General features: G+C 55.3%; 19 protein-coding genes. 10 read left to right on the top strand and 9 right to left on the bottom strand.

Features of this window, described 5'->3' with window-relative positions; all coding sequences use genetic code 11:
* Positions 1-60 precede the first annotated feature (60 nt).
* Positions 61-258, bottom strand: a complete 198-nt coding sequence (locus RRF56_RS20830; RefSeq protein ID WP_317035077.1) for a hypothetical protein — start codon at positions 256-258, stop codon at positions 61-63.
* A gap of 578 nt (positions 259-836) precedes the next feature.
* Here RRF56_RS20830 and RRF56_RS20825 point away from each other — a divergent pair.
* The 5 genes from RRF56_RS20825 to RRF56_RS20805 all read left to right on the top strand — a co-directional run bounded on the left by RRF56_RS20825 (position 837) and on the right by RRF56_RS20805 (position 3,220).
* Complete coding sequence (locus tag RRF56_RS20825) at positions 837-1,613, top strand: hypothetical protein (protein WP_317035076.1); 777 nt, start codon at positions 837-839, stop codon at positions 1,611-1,613.
* A 38-nt stretch (positions 1,614-1,651) separates the two neighbouring features.
* Positions 1,652-1,957 (top strand): hypothetical protein, encoded by a 306-nt coding sequence (locus RRF56_RS20820; protein WP_317035075.1) that lies wholly within the window; start codon positions 1,652-1,654, stop codon positions 1,955-1,957.
* A gap of 27 nt (positions 1,958-1,984) precedes the next feature.
* The gene (locus RRF56_RS20815; protein WP_317035074.1) at positions 1,985-2,245 is read left to right on the top strand and encodes a hypothetical protein; all 261 of its coding nucleotides are present in this window, start codon (positions 1,985-1,987) and stop codon (positions 2,243-2,245) included.
* Between the two features lie 7 nt (positions 2,246-2,252).
* Positions 2,253-2,633, top strand: a complete 381-nt coding sequence (locus tag RRF56_RS20810) for a PIN domain-containing protein (protein ID WP_317035073.1) — start codon at positions 2,253-2,255, stop codon at positions 2,631-2,633.
* A 131-nt stretch (positions 2,634-2,764) separates the two neighbouring features.
* Positions 2,765-3,220, top strand: coding sequence for a GFA family protein (locus RRF56_RS20805; protein ID WP_317035072.1), 456 nt, complete (start codon positions 2,765-2,767; stop codon positions 3,218-3,220).
* 273 nt (positions 3,221-3,493) lie between these two features.
* Here the strand turns inward: RRF56_RS20805 and RRF56_RS20800 are convergent, their stop codons facing one another.
* From RRF56_RS20800 to hemE, 3 genes are all read right to left on the bottom strand, one after another.
* The gene (locus RRF56_RS20800) at positions 3,494-5,527 is read right to left on the bottom strand and encodes an elongation factor G (RefSeq protein WP_410510657.1); all 2,034 of its coding nucleotides are present in this window, start codon (positions 5,525-5,527) and stop codon (positions 3,494-3,496) included.
* 217 nt (positions 5,528-5,744) lie between these two features.
* A complete protein-coding gene (locus tag RRF56_RS20795; RefSeq protein ID WP_317035070.1) occupies positions 5,745-6,560 on the bottom strand; it encodes a PD-(D/E)XK nuclease family protein in 816 nt (271 codons plus the stop codon).
* A gap of 31 nt (positions 6,561-6,591) precedes the next feature.
* Positions 6,592-7,653, bottom strand: a complete 1,062-nt coding sequence (gene hemE, locus RRF56_RS20790; protein ID WP_317035069.1) for a uroporphyrinogen decarboxylase — start codon at positions 7,651-7,653, stop codon at positions 6,592-6,594.
* 353 nt (positions 7,654-8,006) lie between these two features.
* On the opposite strand from hemE, the gene RRF56_RS20785 reads away from it, so the two are divergent.
* On the top strand, positions 8,007-8,525 hold the full coding sequence (locus RRF56_RS20785) for a phycobiliprotein lyase (protein ID WP_317035068.1): 519 nt from the start codon (positions 8,007-8,009) through the stop codon (positions 8,523-8,525).
* 110 nt (positions 8,526-8,635) lie between these two features.
* Here the strand turns inward: RRF56_RS20785 and RRF56_RS20780 are convergent, their stop codons facing one another.
* Positions 8,636-9,058: an NfeD family protein gene (locus RRF56_RS20780; protein WP_317035067.1), complete on the bottom strand. Its 423-nt coding sequence runs from the start codon at positions 9,056-9,058 to the stop codon at positions 8,636-8,638.
* A gap of 355 nt (positions 9,059-9,413) precedes the next feature.
* On the opposite strand from RRF56_RS20780, the gene RRF56_RS20775 reads away from it, so the two are divergent.
* Both RRF56_RS20775 and RRF56_RS20770 read left to right on the top strand, forming a co-directional pair.
* The gene (locus RRF56_RS20775; protein ID WP_317035066.1) at positions 9,414-10,910 is read left to right on the top strand and encodes a hypothetical protein; all 1,497 of its coding nucleotides are present in this window, start codon (positions 9,414-9,416) and stop codon (positions 10,908-10,910) included.
* A gap of 29 nt (positions 10,911-10,939) precedes the next feature.
* On the top strand, positions 10,940-11,644 hold the full coding sequence (locus RRF56_RS20770) for a helix-turn-helix domain-containing protein (protein ID WP_317035065.1): 705 nt from the start codon (positions 10,940-10,942) through the stop codon (positions 11,642-11,644).
* Positions 11,645-12,001: 357 nt separating this feature from the next.
* Here RRF56_RS20770 and lysS read toward each other — a convergent pair whose 3' ends face one another.
* The 4 genes from lysS to upp all read right to left on the bottom strand — a co-directional run bounded on the left by lysS (position 12,002) and on the right by upp (position 15,714).
* The gene (gene lysS / locus RRF56_RS20765; RefSeq protein WP_317035064.1) at positions 12,002-13,543 is read right to left on the bottom strand and encodes a lysine--tRNA ligase; all 1,542 of its coding nucleotides are present in this window, start codon (positions 13,541-13,543) and stop codon (positions 12,002-12,004) included.
* Between the two features lie 345 nt (positions 13,544-13,888).
* Positions 13,889-14,173: a YggT family protein gene (locus RRF56_RS20760; protein ID WP_317035063.1), complete on the bottom strand. Its 285-nt coding sequence runs from the start codon at positions 14,171-14,173 to the stop codon at positions 13,889-13,891.
* A 109-nt stretch (positions 14,174-14,282) separates the two neighbouring features.
* Positions 14,283-14,606 carry a hypothetical protein gene (locus RRF56_RS20755; protein ID WP_317035062.1) on the bottom strand — a complete coding sequence of 108 codons (324 nt, stop codon included), beginning with the start codon at positions 14,604-14,606 and terminating at the stop codon, positions 14,283-14,285.
* A 454-nt stretch (positions 14,607-15,060) separates the two neighbouring features.
* Positions 15,061-15,714, bottom strand: coding sequence for a uracil phosphoribosyltransferase (gene upp, locus RRF56_RS20750; RefSeq protein ID WP_317035061.1), 654 nt, complete (start codon positions 15,712-15,714; stop codon positions 15,061-15,063).
* A 293-nt stretch (positions 15,715-16,007) separates the two neighbouring features.
* Between upp and RRF56_RS20745 the strand changes: the two genes are divergently transcribed.
* Together RRF56_RS20745 and RRF56_RS20740 are read left to right on the top strand one after the other, a co-directional pair.
* A complete protein-coding gene (locus RRF56_RS20745) occupies positions 16,008-16,322 on the top strand; it encodes a YkvA family protein (protein WP_317035060.1) in 315 nt (104 codons plus the stop codon).
* 48 nt (positions 16,323-16,370) lie between these two features.
* The gene (locus RRF56_RS20740) at positions 16,371-16,958 is read left to right on the top strand and encodes a hypothetical protein (protein ID WP_317035059.1); all 588 of its coding nucleotides are present in this window, start codon (positions 16,371-16,373) and stop codon (positions 16,956-16,958) included.
* Positions 16,959-16,975: the final 17 nt, after the last annotated feature.

Genomic DNA, 16,975 nt, shown 5'->3' with positions numbered 1-16,975 from the left:
CTACTGTTTTAATCCAAGACGTTGCTAGCAGCAGCAGGCACTCGGTCTCTTTAGGAGCAGCTACTCAACGAGCAAGGTCTTGGTCATGATCACCATCCATTGGTTGAGTTGGTTGGTTACGTTATCTTCTGGAGACGCTGCGCGAACGGCACTGCTTGGCGGCACGGGGATGGGGTCGCTCCAGTCATTGGGATCGGCGTAGCCGATGGCGTGGAGGATTTTGATGGTGCGATTCTCCGTTCCGGAGACGCTTCGCAAACGATTCCCGCGAGGCTGCCATAGAGCATGTGTGATATTCAAACATCGGTTCTGTTTCCTTTGGTGATGGGAAGAAAACAGAACGCGAAAACCCTAGCCACCCGCAGTTGACGTGCAAACTGGAGTGACCAGGGTACGATCTCCCTAGCCTCGCAATCTGCCCAAGAGACTTGCGGGGTTAGCTGTCGGTTGGTGTTGGTAGCACCTCCCGGCAGCGCCAAGATTTTCGAGTTCTGTACAACGATCGCTCTGCTCGAACGGCTTAACGTAAAAGAGTAATAATACAAAAGCTCTCCGTCAACCGTAGAGGATGGCACGATGCTCTGGCAAATATTTTTAGACAGAATAGTTCTGCCTATCTACCCTTGAGAAGGTTATTATGCAGATTATCTGCTGTATATCTACCCTCTAGGGGGAATTAGGCTGCGAATAATCTGCATATCTACCCTGTAGTAGGAAATTAGGCAGATTAGGTCAGTCCAATAACTTGTTAGGCGGTAGCAGACTCTCTCGGAGCATAAAATTATGGTTAAAGTCAGGGTGGTAAGGTGAGTTTTCGCACTGAGTAGTGATTCAAAATGACTGGAAATCTGACTTTCTCTAAATTCAAGGCTCAAGAGTTCGATTCGATATCTGGACTATTGTGCGAGATTTTCGATACAACAAGGTCAGAACTAGAACTGCTCTACAAAGAAGTAATTAACGATTTCGATGAAGACGGGTGGCCACCTCATTTTGTTAGGCGAGATTTCTTTAAGAGTCAATATCAAGATTTTCAAAAAATATATGAAATATCTCCTTCAATTGCTATAGACTTGCCAAGTCTATTTGAGTTTGATGATGGAATAAACGATAAACCCACGATTGTTATCCTTGGTCAAGATTCCAAGAGTGATCAAGATTCTGAACAGATAAGCCTTGGCACTCCTTATGGTTTACATCACAAGGGTTCTCGTGAAATTCTTGGGCGTACAAAGCTTTACTTTGAGATGATCGTTGCCCTGTTGACCTTGGGCTACAGAGTATATTTGACAGATGTTTATAAAGTCTGGGTTTGTGATCCGAATCGCCCTTACTACGGTGTAAAACTGCCGAGAGTAGATCAAGAAAAGTTTACAAGTACCTTGAAAGTAGAGATTCTGGCTATGGCTCCCGTTGCTCTAGTAACGTGGGGGAAGGAGTCAGCGAATAGCGTTAAGGAATTAGATCTCAACATTCAGCACTTGATTTTTCCTCACCCTAGTGGTGCTGCCAATGGAACTTGGAAAAAGTTGATGAATCAATCTCCTACTCACGAAAATAAACTGGCATACTGGAGTTCTGAGATCTCAAAGGTGTTACCTAAAAGTATCTGATGAGGTTAGCCTCAGTATTAATGATCGCATTCTAAAACATGAATGATAAAGAAATTATTTCTGAATTCATACAAGTCAAAAAAGGCAATGATGGAATTCAGCTCCTTGTTCGCGGTATATTCTGGCTACATCCTCATGAACCCGTATCTAGTTGGACAGTAGCCTTTGTACTCCCGCAAACCTCCTCATCTCAGGAATTGGATTCCAAAATTCAGGAGATTTTAGATAATGAGCAGTACTTTAAAGTTTGCCAGGAATGTGGGAAGCGGAAACCCCGTGGTTGGATGCATAATGATGCTATCTGCCAAAGTTGTGCCGAGAATAGTCACGGCGTTGTCTACTAAACGCAAGATATGGGAGAGCTGAGTGTTATGACTATCTCCTTGGATTTACCAGTAGAGCTAGAGAATGAGCTTTCTGCTGAGGCTTCTCAGCTTAAATTGCCTCTGTCGGAGTATATTCTTCGCGTTCTCTCCTTTCGCCCTTTTCTGAAAAATCCTCCCAAAACAGGCGTGGAGCTAGTTGCCTACTGGGAAAGCGTCGGGGTTATCAACTCTCGGCCTGATATTACTGACAGCCAGGAGTACGCCCGCCGGTTGCGCGACCAAGCTGAACACCGTGAGCGGGCTTAGGTAGCGAATGTACCTTGTCGATGCCGATGTCATGATTGACATTCAACGGGGCTACGGGCCAGCACTGGCTTGGTTTGCCTCTGTCCCAACACTGCCGAGCATCCCAGGCTTTGTGGTGATGGAATTGATTCAGGATGCTCAGAACAAGCAACAGGTGAGGAAAGTTCTACAACTTGTAGCGCCACTAACCATCGTTTGGCCGACTGAAACCGATTGCGCCCGTGCCCTATCTGATTTCACAGCCTATCATCTGTCTCACAAGGTTGGTCTGATTGATGCTTTGATTGCGGCCTGTGCTATTGGGCGTAGCGCAACTCTTTGTACTTTCAACGTGAAGCACTACAAAGTTATCTCCGGCTTGAGTTTGGAGCAACCCTATAGTCGCTAAAGCCGCCTAACACTGCGTTGGTGCGGACGGTATAGAGATTCTCGGTGGATGTTCAAGGTTGTCTGCCGCCGCACAACTTCACCGTTAGGACAAAAAATATTGTTACGGAGCTAAGCACTAGGGAGTCAGTAATGACAGACAGTAAACCTCGCGAAACAGGCCAGTGTAGATGTGGGCAAGTTCAGTTTGAAGCCAGCTCAGAACCGCTTATGACTATGGCGTGCCACTGCATGGGGTGCCAGCAAATGACTGCAAGCGCCTTTAGTTTAAGCACACTTTATTCCAGCAGTGGGTTCAAGGTAACGTTGGGTGAACCTGTAATTGGCGGACTGCGCGGCGCAACGCGTCATTATTTTTGTGCCCACTGCATGAGCTGGCTGTTCACGCGCCCAGAGGGTATGGATGACTTCGTCAATGTGCGATCGACGATAATGGATGATGTCCAGTCTTTCAGTCCATTCATCGAAACCTATACCGACGAAAAGCTGCCCTGGGCAACCACACCTGCCGTCTACAGCTTCAACAAGTTTCCGCAACCAGAAGATTTTCCGGCGTTGCTGGCTGAGTTTGCCAAACAACCTGATTAGCTGGCAGTTATACAAAATCCGTCCTGGCTACCCCCGATTGGTTAAGGGCAAACAACCGTTTGCCCCTACGGATTGGCCCGTTGGGAACCGGGGGTATAGAATTCGGATTTGCTCTAAAAATGACCCTAAGAAGGTACATTGCTTCGCGAATGCACCCTACGATTTTTATTGCTGGGGGTGGCGCGTCAGCGGCATGGACGATTGGTATTAGACCCCAGAGTTTTTGCAAAAACTCTGGGGTCTGCTAAGAGCGACACTATTTAGCAGGTGGGGTTAGCGATCGCCCCCTGCACTCGCCAATATTCTTTCCGTCAGTTTCTCAGGCACCGGGTCGAGGTGGTCGTAGGTCCACTTAAAGAAGCCCACGCCCATGGTCAGCGACCTGAGTTCTAAGATCATGGTCTGCATTTCGGCCTGGGGCAGGTGCCCCGTCACCACATCCCAGCCGGGCCAGTCGGCCTTGCCCTCGTAGCCGAGAATCTGACCACGGCGGCCAGTAATCAGCTTCAGCACATTGGAGGTATAGATGCTGGGCACCGAAATTTCGACCTGGGTAATCGGTTCGAGCAGGGTGGGGTTGCAGGCGACCAGGCCCTCCTGCATGGCGATGCGGGCGGCCTGCTTAAAGGCATTGTCGGAGCTATCGACGTTGTGGTATGAGCCATTGGTCAGCGTCACCGCCACATCCACCACCGGAAAGCCCAAGGGGCCGTGGTCGAGGTATTCGCGCACGCCAGTCTCAACGCTGGGAATATACTGCTTGGGCACCACGCCGCCCACAATGGTGTCGCTAAAGGCAAAGCCATCGCCGCGCGGCAGCGGCTGAATCGAGAGATAGACATCGCCAAACTGGCCATGGCCGCCGCTCTGGTGCTTGTAGCGCCCGTGAACAGAATCTTTGGCCTGACGAATGGTCTCTTTGTAGGGCACCTGGGGCAGGTGAGTAGCCATGGGCAAGTTGTACTTACGACCCAGGCGATCGATCGCCAGCTTCAGGTGCACGTCGCCCTGGCCCCAGAGAATCACCTCATGGGTGTCGCCATGCTGCTCCCAAAACAGCGAGGGGTCTTCTTCGAGTAGCTTGGTGAGGGCGGCGCTGAGCTTGACTTCATCGCTGCGCTTGGCGGGGGTAATGGCCAGGGCGTAGACCGGGTCGATCACCGGGGCTTTGGACAGCAGCGTATCGGGGTAGTCGCCCATCGTGGTCAGGGTATCGCCGGTCTGGGCACCGTCTAGGCGGGCTACGGCGACAATGCGACCCGCTTCGGCTCGGCTGAGGCTGGTTTGCTGGGTGCCCATCAGGTCGTAGAGACCACCCATGCGATCGCCATTCAAGCTATCGCCATCCTTCAGTTCGCCGCACCAGACCCGCACCAGCGACAGCTTGCCGCCCTGGGGGGTGTAATAGGTTTTAAGCACCTGGGCCAGGGTAGCGTCGTCGCAGGCAATGCCACGGCGATCGCAGGTAATGCTGGGCTCGGGCGCTTCTTTGACCAGGGCATCGAGCAGGGGTCGAACACCATAGTCGGCCAGAGCTACGCCCATAAACACGGGCACAATCAGATCGGCCCCCAGCTCCATTTTTAAGTCGCGCACAATTTCGTCCTCGGGGGGGGCAATATCCTCCAGCAGCTCTTCGAGCAGGTGATCGTCGTAGTCGGCCAGGGTTTCGAGCATTTCGGCGCGGGCGGCCTGTTCTTCTGCCTGAAGCGAGGAGGGCAGTAGCACCGGGTCGGCGGGGGCACCAGGGTGGTAGTGAAAGGCCTGCTCAGTCACCAGATCGATAAAGCCCACCAGATCCTGGTTTTGGCGAATCGGGTACTGCTGGGGCACCACCGGGCGCGAAGAAACCTGGCGCAGGGCGGCCAGCACCTCAGCGAAGGTACCATTGGCGCGATCGAGCTTGTTAATCCAGATCAGGTGCGGAATTTCCCAGGTGTCGAGAAATTGCAGCAGCGGGGAAAGGGTGAGCACCTTGCTGGGGTCGGCTTCGCAGACCACGATCGCCGCATCGACTCCCATCAGGGCATGGTTGGTTTCTTGCTGGAGCTCGACCGAGCCAGGGCAATCGACGAACGTAAAACAAATGCCGCCGTACTCAGTACTGGCGGCATTTACTTCGACGGTCATGGCGCGGGCGCGGGCCTCCGGGGAGCTATCGCCAAGGGTGTTGCCCTCATCGACGCTGCCCTTGCGGGTAATCGCCCCAGTGACCGAGAGAATGCTTTCTAACAATGTCGTCTTACCGCTAGAGTAAGCACCTACCAGCGCCACATTGCGCCGGTCTGAAAAGACGTTTCGGGTCATCATAAACTCCTTGCCATGTAGCGATGGCATGTAGAGAAAGGCCTACGAAATGAAGGCTTGACGAGCTTGATGTGAAGCGACTCAGCTGTGTCTAACTTCAGATTAACTCGACCTTAAACCCTTGCTTAACCAGGTTCTAGAAAGTTCACCTGTTGAAGTTTTGTAGTGAAGTTTATCGTCAGGTTTATCGGTCTGTAACGGTAGATTTCGGGGCCATCTAGAGGGGCACCTCGGCAATATCGGCGATCGCAGGTAAGACCAGGCTCCCCTCTAGCCCGTAGCGCTCCGACGATCGCTGGCAGCGCACCGCAAACGGGCACTGGGTGCAGTAGCCCTGGCCTGCCTCCACCTGGGGCAGATCGGCCTCCATCGCCAGCAGGTCACTCAGCTGATCGGTCAGCCGTTGCAGGTCGGCCTCGGTATGGCGATGCTGGGTCGCTGTGTAGGCGATCGTGATGCTGCTGGGCGGCGCTGGAGCAGCTTGGGCCGTCGGCGGAGCCACAAACCAGTAGGTCATCGAGACCTGTTCGGGAGCCAGGTGGCTGGTTTCTACCAGCAGATACAGATAAAGCCGCGTCTGCCACTCTTTAGCCAACTGGGCCTGCTCAGTCGGTCGCTGATAGGTCTTCCAATCAATGATTTGGGCGCTGGTCGGCCCCACGATCAGCAGGTCGTAGATGGCCGTGAGGGCGTAGCCATTAAAGGTCAGGGTGCGGCGATGCTCGCTCTGGCGAAAGCCCTCGGGCTGGGGCACAAACAGCTCGGGCGCAGCAGCCAACAACCCGTTGACCGCCGCGCCTAGGGCCGCATCGGCTTGCAGCACATCGTCGACGGGCAGGCCCAGGTCACGCTGCTGCATCACCCGGTGAAATTCGGTACCCCACCGCTGCCGCTCTAGCACCGCCGGATCGGTGGGCACTGTGTGGTGTTCTAGGTAGGTGTACTGGTACCGCCGAGGGCAGATTTCCAGCAGGCGCAAATGACCCTGGGTGAGGGAAAGCATAGAGAAGGGTCTTAGGTAGGGGCGCAGCATGCTGCGCCCCTACCTAAGATGACACGGTGGATTAAACGGTCGCCAACAGCTTGTCGATATTTTTGGCGGTTTCAAAGAAGTAGGCCGCATTCTCTTCGGGGGTGCCGGGCAAAATGCCGTGGCCCAGGTTGAGAATATGACCGCGATTGCCCGCTTTTCTAATGGTGTCGAGAATGCGATCGCGAATTAGATCCTGGGAGCCAAACAAAATCGCCGGGTCAATGTTGCCCTGCACACCAATGCTAGGGCCGAGGCGACGACGAGCCTCCGCCATATCCATCGTCCAGTCGACACTGACAATATCGACGCCCGACTCACCCATTAGGTCAAAGACCCCAGCGCTGCCGCTGATGTAGAGAATCAGCGGGGTATCGGGGTGGGTCTGCTTCACCTGCTGCACCACCCGCTGCTGGTAGGGCAGCGCAAAGGTGCGGTAGTCCATGGGGCTGAGCTGCCCGGCCCAAGAGTCAAACAGCTGCACCACCTGAGCACCGCAGTCGATCTGGTAGCGCACATACTGGGCGATGTTATCGGCCAGCTTGCCCAGCAGCGTGTGCAGCATAGCGGGTTCCGAGAACGCCATACCCTTGATGTTGGTGTAGCTCTTCGAGGTTTTGCCCTCCACAGCGTAGGCCGCCAGAGTCCAGGGCGAACCGACAAAGCCCAGCACCGCCGCATCGTTGCCCACTTCGCTGCGTAGAGTTTGCAGAATGGTGCGAATGTAGGGCAGCGCTGTTTCGGGGTCAAGCTCGTGCACCGCGTCGATCTGGGCCTGGGTGCGGATGGGTGGATCGATGATCGGCCCCTTGCTCTCGACGATGTCGAAGGGAATGCCCATGCCCGGCAGCGGCGTCAGAATATCCGAGAACATGATCACCCCATCGGGGCGAAAGGCGCGCCAGGGTTGCAGCGAGATCTCAATGGCTAGATCGGCATTTTCGGAGCGATCGCGAAAGGACGGATACTTGTCGCGCAGGTCACGGTACACCTTCATATAGCGTCCGGCTTGGCGCATCATCCACACGGGGGGACGCTCTAGCACCTCGTGGCGGGCGGCGCGGAGTAACAAAGGTACCTGGTTCACTGCGGTCATGTGAGGCGTCACCAATTTTTACAGAACAGCGATTAAAAACAGCTTTAAGCGTAACCGTTAGCTTATCACTCTGTGATGCTCTCTAATTCTTACGGGAAAAGGAGTTCAGCTCTTTTGATCTCGCAACATTTGTACACAATTACGACCGTTGATCCACAGGATTCTGGGGTTACTGAATTGCAGCCTAAATTTGAATAGCATGCGCCCTGCTGCATGGCATACGCCCCCACAGGTTGGCCCTTCAACCTTCAAGAAGAGGCGTTTTGGGAATCAGATTCGGCATAAGCCAGAAAAGGAGCGCTTCACCGTAGAATTAAAGACTGTGACTATTTGTCGAAACGCAGATTATCCCCATGGACATTGTGAACTTTTTTGAAAGCCTAGCCGGCAAGTGGTTTTCTCAGCGCACCACCCATAACCTGGCGGGTCAGAGTTCCCAAGCGGGGCAGTCTAATCTGCTAATTGAGTTCTTGCCCGCCAGCGATGGCGACCTAGTTCAGGCCTGTGCGCCCCTAGGCCACGACCCCAGCCACATTGCCTGCGGCCTGCGCATTCACCAAGATAGCCAGCTCGACGGTGAAACCAAAAAAATTCAAAGCAGCGCCCTCATGGTCATTCTGACCCCGAGCGCCAGCGGTGAGGGCGTGCTGATACAAGCTGCCGGGTCTGCGGTCTTACAGGGCAGCTACCGCGTCGAAGCAGAAGTACTCACCATTACAACCCCCACCGAGACCGGTCAGGTCGAAGAACGGCTGTGGTTCGTCAACCCCAACCTACGCATGCGCACCAGCGTGGTTAAAGTGGGCGACACAGAACAAATCGCCTCATTTTGCTCCGAAATTCGGATGGGTCTAGCCAAACCCACCACCTAAGCACCCCGCTGACCGGTCGGGTCAGCGAAGCGATGACTAGCTAGCTCACACTCCATTTACTCTCAAAAGCCTCCTCCAGCCCTAAGAGGGCCAGCCGCTTGAGGCCTGGTTTAAATCAAAAAACTGGCGGGCGGTGTTAGCCCAGGAGGGGTGGCTAGGCTGTGGGGTAACTGCCCATAGGGTTGCGGCGCTGGCCCCGCAGGAGTATCTAGGTCAGGGGGTAAATGTCCATGCGGTTGGCGATCGGGCTGCTTTCGTACCACTAGCTCAGTACCATCACGGCCCAAAACGGCTACCATTTCACCGTGGGTCAGCAGATCTCCAGGCGGAACTGTGATCGCCGTCCAGTAGACCCCTTCAAACTTTACCTGGTACTTTTGCCCTTCTAGAGGTGCTTCCACCAGGGCGGTTTTATCTGTCCAGGCTCCCTCAGGAAAGGTGGGCTCATCGGTCGAGCCAGAAGCCCACTGCACCTCTTGGGGAGAAGCCTCTTCTGGAAAAACGTCTTCTAAAATATCGTCTGTCATAACCATTACCATGGGTGGGATAAAGTCTAGTCTCAACGGCTTTTGAGGTTTAGAACTCATCCCTAAGACAGATAGCAGCCCGTAGGCTAATGCTTGGCTGGCCAAGGAGTTGTCCAGGAGCATCTGCCCGTCGCCAGTGGGGGCTGACCATTCGATTAACGACTGGGCCGATGATCGATCACCGTTAGGGAACGGTTTCCGATCGATAGAATGTCACCATTAGGAAAGGTCACAGTTAGGCAAGGTCACCTTCGGTAACAGTGACAAGCGGGGCATTGGGCAGGGGTCGTAGGTAAAGACAGTTGGCAGAGGCCCCGCTAAGTCGCTATGCTGCCCTGGAATGTGAGGACAGGTAACGGCAATGGCAGGGTCTCAACTTGAACAATGGCAGGAACCAGAACGCCAGGCCGACCCGTCGGTAGACAGCGTAGCAACGGCAGCGGCCATCACCCTGGCTCCATCTCCTGAGCCCCTAGGGCGACCTCGGTGGCAGCGGCGACTAGCGATCGCGGCGGCGATCGCGGCTCTCGGTAGCCTGGGCGGCCTGCTGTGGTGGATTTTTGGGCGCACCCCACCCCATCCCCACGTGCTCGATATCTCGCCCTCTCAGAGCCGGTATGCGCTCACCCTAGGCGATTCACCCCGCCTGAGCTGGCAGGTGAGCCAGCCTCGCCAGGTGCAAACCATGCTTTTGCGGGGCTATGCCCCCGATGGCACCCTAGTCTTTGGGCCTGAGACCTACGACCTATCCCAGGGGCTGCCGGTCAGCCTGCTGGCCTACTGTGACCAAACCCGACGCCTCCTCACCTGTCGCGAGGTTCCCCTCGATCTGAGAGAACCCGGACAGTATCGCTTTGAGCTGACCCTACTGCCAAACCTGGGCCTCAACCTAGCTCCAGTACGCGCCGATAGCAGCCTCGTCACCCTGGCGGGGCCAGCCCAGCCCACGGTATTAGAGCTAGCCCCCGACCAGGTAATCTACTCCGAAGCGGGCACCCAAAGTTCGGCCAATGGCCCTGCCATGGCCCCACCAGTTACCGAAGCGGGCATTCGCGTCAGCTGGATTGTCACCCACCCTGAAAGCCTGCAAGACCTATTGCTGGTGGTTAAGCGACCCGATGGCACTACCTTGGGCGGTCGTCGGTTTACCTTGCGCAACCCCGATGGGGCCTCGCCGATCTCGCTGCCCGAAGAGCTTCAGCCCTTTTGCCAAATTCAAGATCGCCTGATTTGCCAAGGGGTGCCCAGCGGCATGATCGAGGTGGGCCAATACCAGTTTGAGCTCACCCCAGTCCCCGTCAACCTGGGAGATAATGAGCTGCCCACCGCCAAGCAAAGCGAGGTGGTCAACATTGAGCCCCGCCCGGTTCGCATTGCGGCCTTTACCATCAATGGCCGTGAGGCCGAACCCAAGTATCTCGTACCGGTAGAACCGGGCCAGCCGATTCCTGGGTTCCAGGTGGCTTGGCGGGTTGAAGGCGGCTCAACCGCCAAAGTCGAGTTGCTGCCCTCTCCCGGTAGCGTCGGCCTTCAGGGGGCCATGGCGATGCCGCTCAGCCCCGCTGGCACCACCACCGTCACCCTGCGCGTCACCGATGGCCAAAACCCGCCGCTGGTGAGGGCCGTCACCTTCGAGACCTTCAACCCCCGGCCCAACCAGCCGGTGATTATCAACCAGGGCGAAGCGGCCCCCAGCGGCGGCAGTCAACCGGCGACCCCCGCCACGCCACCCGCCACTACCCCGGCCCGCCCCCGCGACCCCCTCGGTGACAGCCTGCGCGAGTCGGGTTCCACCTCGGGTGGTGCCCCAGGCGACTTGCAAAACCGTCCCCCCGAAGAGTGGAATTTGCAGTTTTAGCAGAGTATTAACCGATGGTGGGGTGAGCTATGGCCAAGACAACGCCTAAACCGGTGGACTACAGTGAGCGGCTGCGATCGCTGATGAACCGAGCTGGTCTCACCAGCTACCGAGCCCTCAGCCAAGCCAGCGGCGTATCGCGATCGGGCATCGATCGCCTGCGCCAAGGGCAGGTAGAGCAGCTGCGGGTTTCTACCCTGCAACACCTGAGCCTGAGCCTAGGTCTACCCCTAGCTGAGTTGGTAGAAAAATTTAGCCCGGCTCAGCCAGGGCCTACAGCAGCATTGCCGCCCGAGGCTGCCGCTTTAGCCCAGGTCAAGGCCCTGCGCCAGGAGTGCGATCGCCTACAAGCCCAGCTCACCACCCAAGCCGACACCGTGCGCCAGCAGGTACAGCAAGCCGCGATCGCTCAGCTAGAGCCTTGGCTCGTACAGTGGCCCACCGCCGCCCACGCCGCCCAGCAAAAGCCTGACCTTCCAGCTCACAAGCTGATTCCCCTCCTGCGGCCCGTAGAAACCCTGGTGCAGCAATGGGGCGTCACCCCCATTGAATCTGTCGGCGATGAGGTCTTGTTTGATCCGCAGATTCACCAGCCTAAGGGTGAGCCTTTAACCCCAGGACAGCCCGTGCGGGTGAGCCATGTGGGTTACCGCCAGGGCGATCGCCTGCTACATCGTGCCAAAGTCAGCCCGGTTCAGACTGATACTGAATCCGCCTTGGCTAACCCCGGTTAGGCTGGGCAAACACCGTTTGCCCCTACGCAATCCACCTGTTTAGAATCGGGGTTATGCGATTCGGAGCTGGTATGAGGTACCAAAGCGGAACCGGAACCGATTGTAGACGACGGTTCACCCCGATTAGATTCCATGTAAAGCAGCTTGCGGCCCGATTATGAACCTCCCGTAAAGTTTCAGATTTCCCTACAATTTCTTACGGAATTTGGGCCTGATTATGGGAATCTTATCCGTGGGTACGTCATAACCGGGCAAGCCCATTTCCCCCTTACTATACAGAACCCCACTTTCTAGATGAACCCTCTATACTGAACAGCTCCCGGCCCTAGGGTCGGGAGCTGTTCGTTTGGGCTAGGGTTACTCATCCCGCTCCGGCTTCAGCAGCGGAAAGGCAATCACATCGCGAATGCTGGGGCTATCGGTCAGCAGCATCACCAACCGATCAATGCCAATGCCCTCACCACAGGTGGGCGGCATACCGTGCTCTAGAGCCGTCAAAAAGTCTTCATCTACCCCAGTTGCCTCTAAATCACCCGCTGCTTTGCGAGCCGCCTGCAACTCAAACCGCTGGCGCTGATCGATGGGGTCGGTCAACTCCGAAAAGCCGTTGGCGGTTTCTCGACCGACCACAAATAGCTCAAAGCGCTCTACCACCCCCGGTTTGCTGCGGTGGGGCTTAGAGAGGGGCGAAATTTCCACCGGGTGGTCGATCAAAAAGGTCGGCTGAATTAAGGTTTCTTCGATTTTTTGCTCAAACACCTCGTTCAGCAGCTTGCCAATGGAGTCGCAGTCATCTACCCCGTGGAGCTTGAGGTCTTTAACCGCAGCCTTGGCCTCGTCTAAGGTGGCGAAGCTGTGAAAGTCTAGCTCAGTGTGCTCTTTGACCAGGTCGTGCATCGTCACCCGTCGCCAGGGCGGCGTGAGATCAATATCTACGCCCTGGTAGGTAATCTTGAGAGTGCCGAGAATATCCTTGGCCAGGGTAGCGATCAGGTCTTCCGTCAGATCCATCAGGTCGTGGTAATCGGCATAGGCCTGATAAAATTCCACGCTGGTAAACTCGGGGTTGTGGCGAGTCGAGATGCCCTCATTGCGAAAGATGCGGCCAATCTCAAACACCCGTTCAAAGCCGCCCACCACCAGCCGCTTTAGGTGTAGCTCGGTGGCAATGCGCAGGTAGAGATCCATCTCCAGGGTGTTGTGATAGGTGGTAAAGGGACGCGCCTCGGCCCCTCCAGCCTCACTTTGCAGCACCGGCGTTTCAATTTCTAAAAAGCCGCGATCTTCTAAGTAGCGACGAATGCCCGAGGTGATCAGCGCCCGCTTGCGAAAGGTGTCGCGCACCGTGGGGTTGACGATTAAATCGACGTAGCGCTGGCGGTAGCGCTTGGCCACGTCAGTGAGGCCGTGCCACTTGTCGGGCAGGGGGAGCAGCGCCTTGGTCAGCATGGCATACTCCTGCACTTTGACCGAGAGTTCGCCTTTCTCAGTGCGCTTGATCGTGCCCCGCACGCCGAGAATATCGCCCACGTCGGTAAGCTGCTTCAGATGGTCAAAGGCCTGCTCATCCGCCGCCCCCATGTGAGCTTGAATGGTAGCCTTTTCGAGGTAAAGCTGAATGATGCCGCTCTCGTCTTGCAGGGTGAAGAAAGCCAGTTTGCCAAACACCCGTCGCGCGAGAATGCGCCCGGCGAGGGAAACCTCTACAGCAACTTCTTCCCCCGCTTCAAGGTCGGCGTACTTGGCCTGAAGGTCGGCAGTTTTTGCCGTCACCGCCCAGCGATAGGCAAAGGGGTTTTGGCCTAGCTGCTTGAGATCCTCAACTTTTTGCAGCCGCGCTGCACGAATTTCTTCAAGACTAGAGGCGCTTTGACCGGGGCGATTTGAATCAGACGACATAGCTAGGGCAAATGAATGGCAAAAGGTCACAAACCCCCATTATAGGGAAGCCTGGCCTCTGCTCAGCGGCAAGACTTGGCATCTATGTAGACGACGCGAAAAGGCCAAGCATCGCTAGCGCTAAGACGACTTCTGGAAAACTTTCTCCCTCGTGGTGGGCAGTGCCACCCTACGGTGGCTACAGTCTGCCGAGTAAAGCGAGGATCTTCTTTTCTGGAAAGCTCCTAATTACCTGTGAGCAGTAATTTATGGTCCCAAAAACTAAACCTGGCACCCAGACTTTTTCCAATGGAGGAAGAAGGCTTTGGCAGCCAGGTATTAAGTGAGACTAGCGCTGAAGTCAACTTAGAAGTAGGCGTAGCTAGAGGCGGTAGCAGCGGCGATCGCCACCAGACCCTGACGCAAAAATGACAGCAGCAAGAACGCCAAAATGGGCGATAGGTCAATACCCCCCAGCGGAGGAATGATCGATCGAAACAGGTTTAGGTAGGGGTCAGTTAGCTGACTTAATACCGAGAAAGGAGGGCTAAACCAATCCACATTGGGAAACCAGCTCAAAAGAATACGCACGATCAGCAAAATCGTGTAAATCGACAGAAAAGTAGTGAGGGTTTGTACCAATATGTCCATCTGGGAACCTCGGCAGTAATCGTTATCAACAATACACGGAACGTATTTGCCTGTCAGCTAGTGTAACGGTTTGCTTTATCAAGAAAGAACACGAACCCGGTAGAGATCGTTAAGAGTCAAGGCGGGAGGGGGTTTCCCAAGAACGCTCAGAGTGACCGTTGATGCCGCCAAGCTGCTGGCGCACGTCATCGATCGCCTCATTGAGTTGGGCAATTTTGGCCTCTAGCCCCAAACGCGCCGCCTCAATGCTGTCTTCATCGGTGTCGTCAAACTCGCCAAAGGCAAGCTCACCATCGGCTTTGGGCCGCAAGGGCTTGGCTTTGCCCCCCGACTGAATTCGGGAGGCCGCCAGGGCACCCACCACGCCACCTAACGCCCCGCCCACCAGGGTGCCGAGCAAAAACCCGCCGACAAAACTGTCTTGCTGACTCATAGGACGCTATCCACTAAACCCGAAAGAACTGAACCCGCAGAACCGATGCATAGAATACCTTAATTGTGCCAAAGCCAGCGTTAGGGTGCCACCAGGAGCACTCAAAACCGCCCGATCAAGCTGCTAGGGTGGGGCTACTTCAAGCCTAACCCGATCTGCTCAGCTAGCATTGGTTCAACGGTTCCCTGTTTTAGTTTCCCTGTCTTAGTTATAAAACCCCTAGGTGCCAGAGGTTAAGGCGACTTCTGGAAAATAGTTCCCCTAATGGTGGGCAATGCCCACCCTACAGCGGCTACAGTCGCTGGATTAAAGCAGGTATCTTCTTTCCTGGAAATCTCCTCAGGAATATGGATTTATTAAAGTGAAATTCTTGGGTAGGGGCGAACGGTTGTTCGCCCTCACAGGGAATCCAGCCGTTACAGGTTATTGAATCCACTATCCTAAGTGGCCAAGGTTACGTGCCAAAGGTGCGATCGCCCGCATCTCCCAGACCTGGCACAATAAATCCTTTATCATTCACCACTTCATCGATCATGGCGGTGTAGATCGTCACGGTGGGGTAAGCCGCCGCCAGTTTTTGCAGGGCCGGCGGAGCGGCCACAATCGACACCACCCGCACAACCGCAGGGTCAATGCCGCGCTGGGTCAGTTCGGCCATCATCGCCATAATCGTGCCGCCCGTGGCCAGCATCGGTTCACTGATAATCACTCGCGTTTGAGGATCTAGTTGGTCAGGCAGTTTATTTAAATAGCAGCTGGCCTCTAGGGTTTCTTCGTTGCGCACAAACCCCACGTGGTACACCGAAGCCAAGGGCAACAGAGCCTGAATGCCCGGCATCAGCGCCAGCCCTGCCCGCAAAATCGGCACGATCATAGTCGGCACCTCGGGGTTGATAAAGGTCGCCGGAGCCGGGCCTAAGGGCGTATTCACCGTAGTATCCATAGTTGGCAACCAGTCAAGAATCGCCTCATAGGTCAGCCAACGGCCCAGTTCTTCCATCGCCGTGCGAAACAAGGGCCCTGGCGTATCGGCATCGCGGGCTACCCCCAGCCAATGCTTAACCAACGGGTGCGGCGGAACATAAACACGTAGTTGAAAGGATGACATAGACCCAGCTACCACCAAAATCTGCCACATCATACCCCGGACTCCCCCAGTGGCGCGATTCATCCCATACAAGCGGGCAACTCTACAGAAATTGGCCTTATCCATCAATGCGTTGCAATCCCTAGATTTGGGCTCACTCACCCATCTCCCAGTGACGCTCTAATCCCTTTATTCCTACGGCTTTCGCCCTACGGTCTATTCGGTGTAAAAACCCAGCTTTTTCACGGGTAAGCCACACCTGTGCCTACCGTTTAAGTCTGTCAAGATAGTTTTGTCGGGCAAAGGAGATAGCAATGGCAAAACGATTTTTTGGTAAGCCTTTCATGAACTGGTACCGTCGGTTGCTCCGCAACTCAAAGTATCGCTGGGTTGTGTTGTTTGGCACCTTGATTTACCTGGTCAGCCCCATTGATATCGCCCCCGACGCCATTCCCATTTTGGGTTGGATTGACGATGGCCTTATCGCCACGATCGCCATTACCGAAATCAGCCAGATTTTGCTCGATCGCAAGCGCAAACCGAACCAAGTAGACGAGTTTGCCACCACAACCACCGTCGTAGACGACAACAAAACAGTAATTGATGTAGATTCTGTTGCTGTAGTTTAGACCCCTTATTACCCCCCAATTCAAATCAGGAAAACTAGGAGAAGCCCCATGACTAACACTGTGCAAGATCGCGTTAAGACCGAGTGGGAAAAAGCTCAAAAACAAGGTGGCCAGCGGGTCGATCGCATTCGCGAGATTGTCAAAGCTGCCGCCACCGAAGCCCTAGCTGAGTTGAGAGATGGCTCTAGCGAAATCGAAACCCAGGGCCGTAAAACTTTGGCAGAAATGATTGAGCAAATCAGGGTCAACGAAGCCGCCGATGCCGCCGCCGCTGAAGCCGTTGCCGATGCGGTAGCCGAGGCGGTCGAGGCCGAAGCTGAAGCCGCTGTCCCCGAGGCCCCCGCTCCCACCTGGGCACAAATCTTTGCCGACCTGCGCTATCTAGCCAACGATCGCAAGGTAGATTGGGCGCAAAGCCTGCTGGCCAACCTACAAGCCCAAATCGACCGCTTTGACGCTGATATGAGCGCTGGGCACAGCGATCGCTACGATCCGTTTCGGCCTCTGGTGCGCGGGGTGCGCTCTCTAGTCGCCCTGGCCTACAGCAAAATTAGTCGGCCTGCCGAACCCCCTGCCCCTGTCCACATCGAAGTGCTCGATGACACTGCACCCCAAAGTGACTCGGCGCAGGCTTAATCGCGCATAATTGAGTC

Source organism: Nodosilinea sp. E11 (assembly GCF_032813545.1).
Lineage (GTDB): Bacteria > Cyanobacteriota > Cyanobacteriia > Phormidesmidales > Phormidesmidaceae > Nodosilinea.
Note: the sequence above shows the minus strand (reverse complement) of the source record. Positions and strands in the feature narration are given on the sequence as shown.

Bases quoted from the DNA above. Each gene is read 5' to 3' on its own strand.
- RRF56_RS20825 (WP_317035076.1), top strand. From the start codon at position 837: ATGACTGGAAATCTGACTTTCTCTAAATTCAAGGCTCAAGAGTTCGAT.
- RRF56_RS20815 (WP_317035074.1), top strand. From the start codon at position 1,985: ATGACTATCTCCTTGGATTTACCAGTAGAGCTAGAGAATGAGCTTTCT.
- RRF56_RS20745 (WP_317035060.1), top strand. From the start codon at position 16,008: ATGGCAAAACGATTTTTTGGTAAGCCTTTCATGAACTGGTACCGTCGG.
- RRF56_RS20805 (WP_317035072.1), top strand. From the start codon at position 2,765: ATGACAGACAGTAAACCTCGCGAAACAGGCCAGTGTAGATGTGGGCAA.
- upp (WP_317035061.1), bottom strand. From the start codon at position 15,714: ATGTCATCCTTTCAACTACGTGTTTATGTTCCGCCGCACCCGTTGGTT.
- RRF56_RS20820 (WP_317035075.1), top strand. From the start codon at position 1,652: ATGAATGATAAAGAAATTATTTCTGAATTCATACAAGTCAAAAAAGGC.
- lysS (WP_317035064.1), bottom strand. From the start codon at position 13,543: ATGTCGTCTGATTCAAATCGCCCCGGTCAAAGCGCCTCTAGTCTTGAA.
- RRF56_RS20755 (WP_317035062.1), bottom strand. From the start codon at position 14,606: ATGAGTCAGCAAGACAGTTTTGTCGGCGGGTTTTTGCTCGGCACCCTG.
- RRF56_RS20770 (WP_317035065.1), top strand. From the start codon at position 10,940: ATGGCCAAGACAACGCCTAAACCGGTGGACTACAGTGAGCGGCTGCGA.
- RRF56_RS20795 (WP_317035070.1), bottom strand. From the start codon at position 6,560: ATGCTGCGCCCCTACCTAAGACCCTTCTCTATGCTTTCCCTCACCCAG.
- RRF56_RS20760 (WP_317035063.1), bottom strand. From the start codon at position 14,173: ATGGACATATTGGTACAAACCCTCACTACTTTTCTGTCGATTTACACG.
- hemE (WP_317035069.1), bottom strand. From the start codon at position 7,653: ATGACCGCAGTGAACCAGGTACCTTTGTTACTCCGCGCCGCCCGCCAC.
- RRF56_RS20810 (WP_317035073.1), top strand. From the start codon at position 2,253: ATGTACCTTGTCGATGCCGATGTCATGATTGACATTCAACGGGGCTAC.
- RRF56_RS20775 (WP_317035066.1), top strand. From the start codon at position 9,414: ATGGCAGGGTCTCAACTTGAACAATGGCAGGAACCAGAACGCCAGGCC.
- RRF56_RS20785 (WP_317035068.1), top strand. From the start codon at position 8,007: ATGGACATTGTGAACTTTTTTGAAAGCCTAGCCGGCAAGTGGTTTTCT.
- RRF56_RS20800 (WP_410510657.1), bottom strand. From the start codon at position 5,527: ATGACCCGAAACGTCTTTTCAGACCGGCGCAATGTGGCGCTGGTAGGT.
- RRF56_RS20740 (WP_317035059.1), top strand. From the start codon at position 16,371: ATGACTAACACTGTGCAAGATCGCGTTAAGACCGAGTGGGAAAAAGCT.
- RRF56_RS20780 (WP_317035067.1), bottom strand. From the start codon at position 9,058: ATGGTTATGACAGACGATATTTTAGAAGACGTTTTTCCAGAAGAGGCT.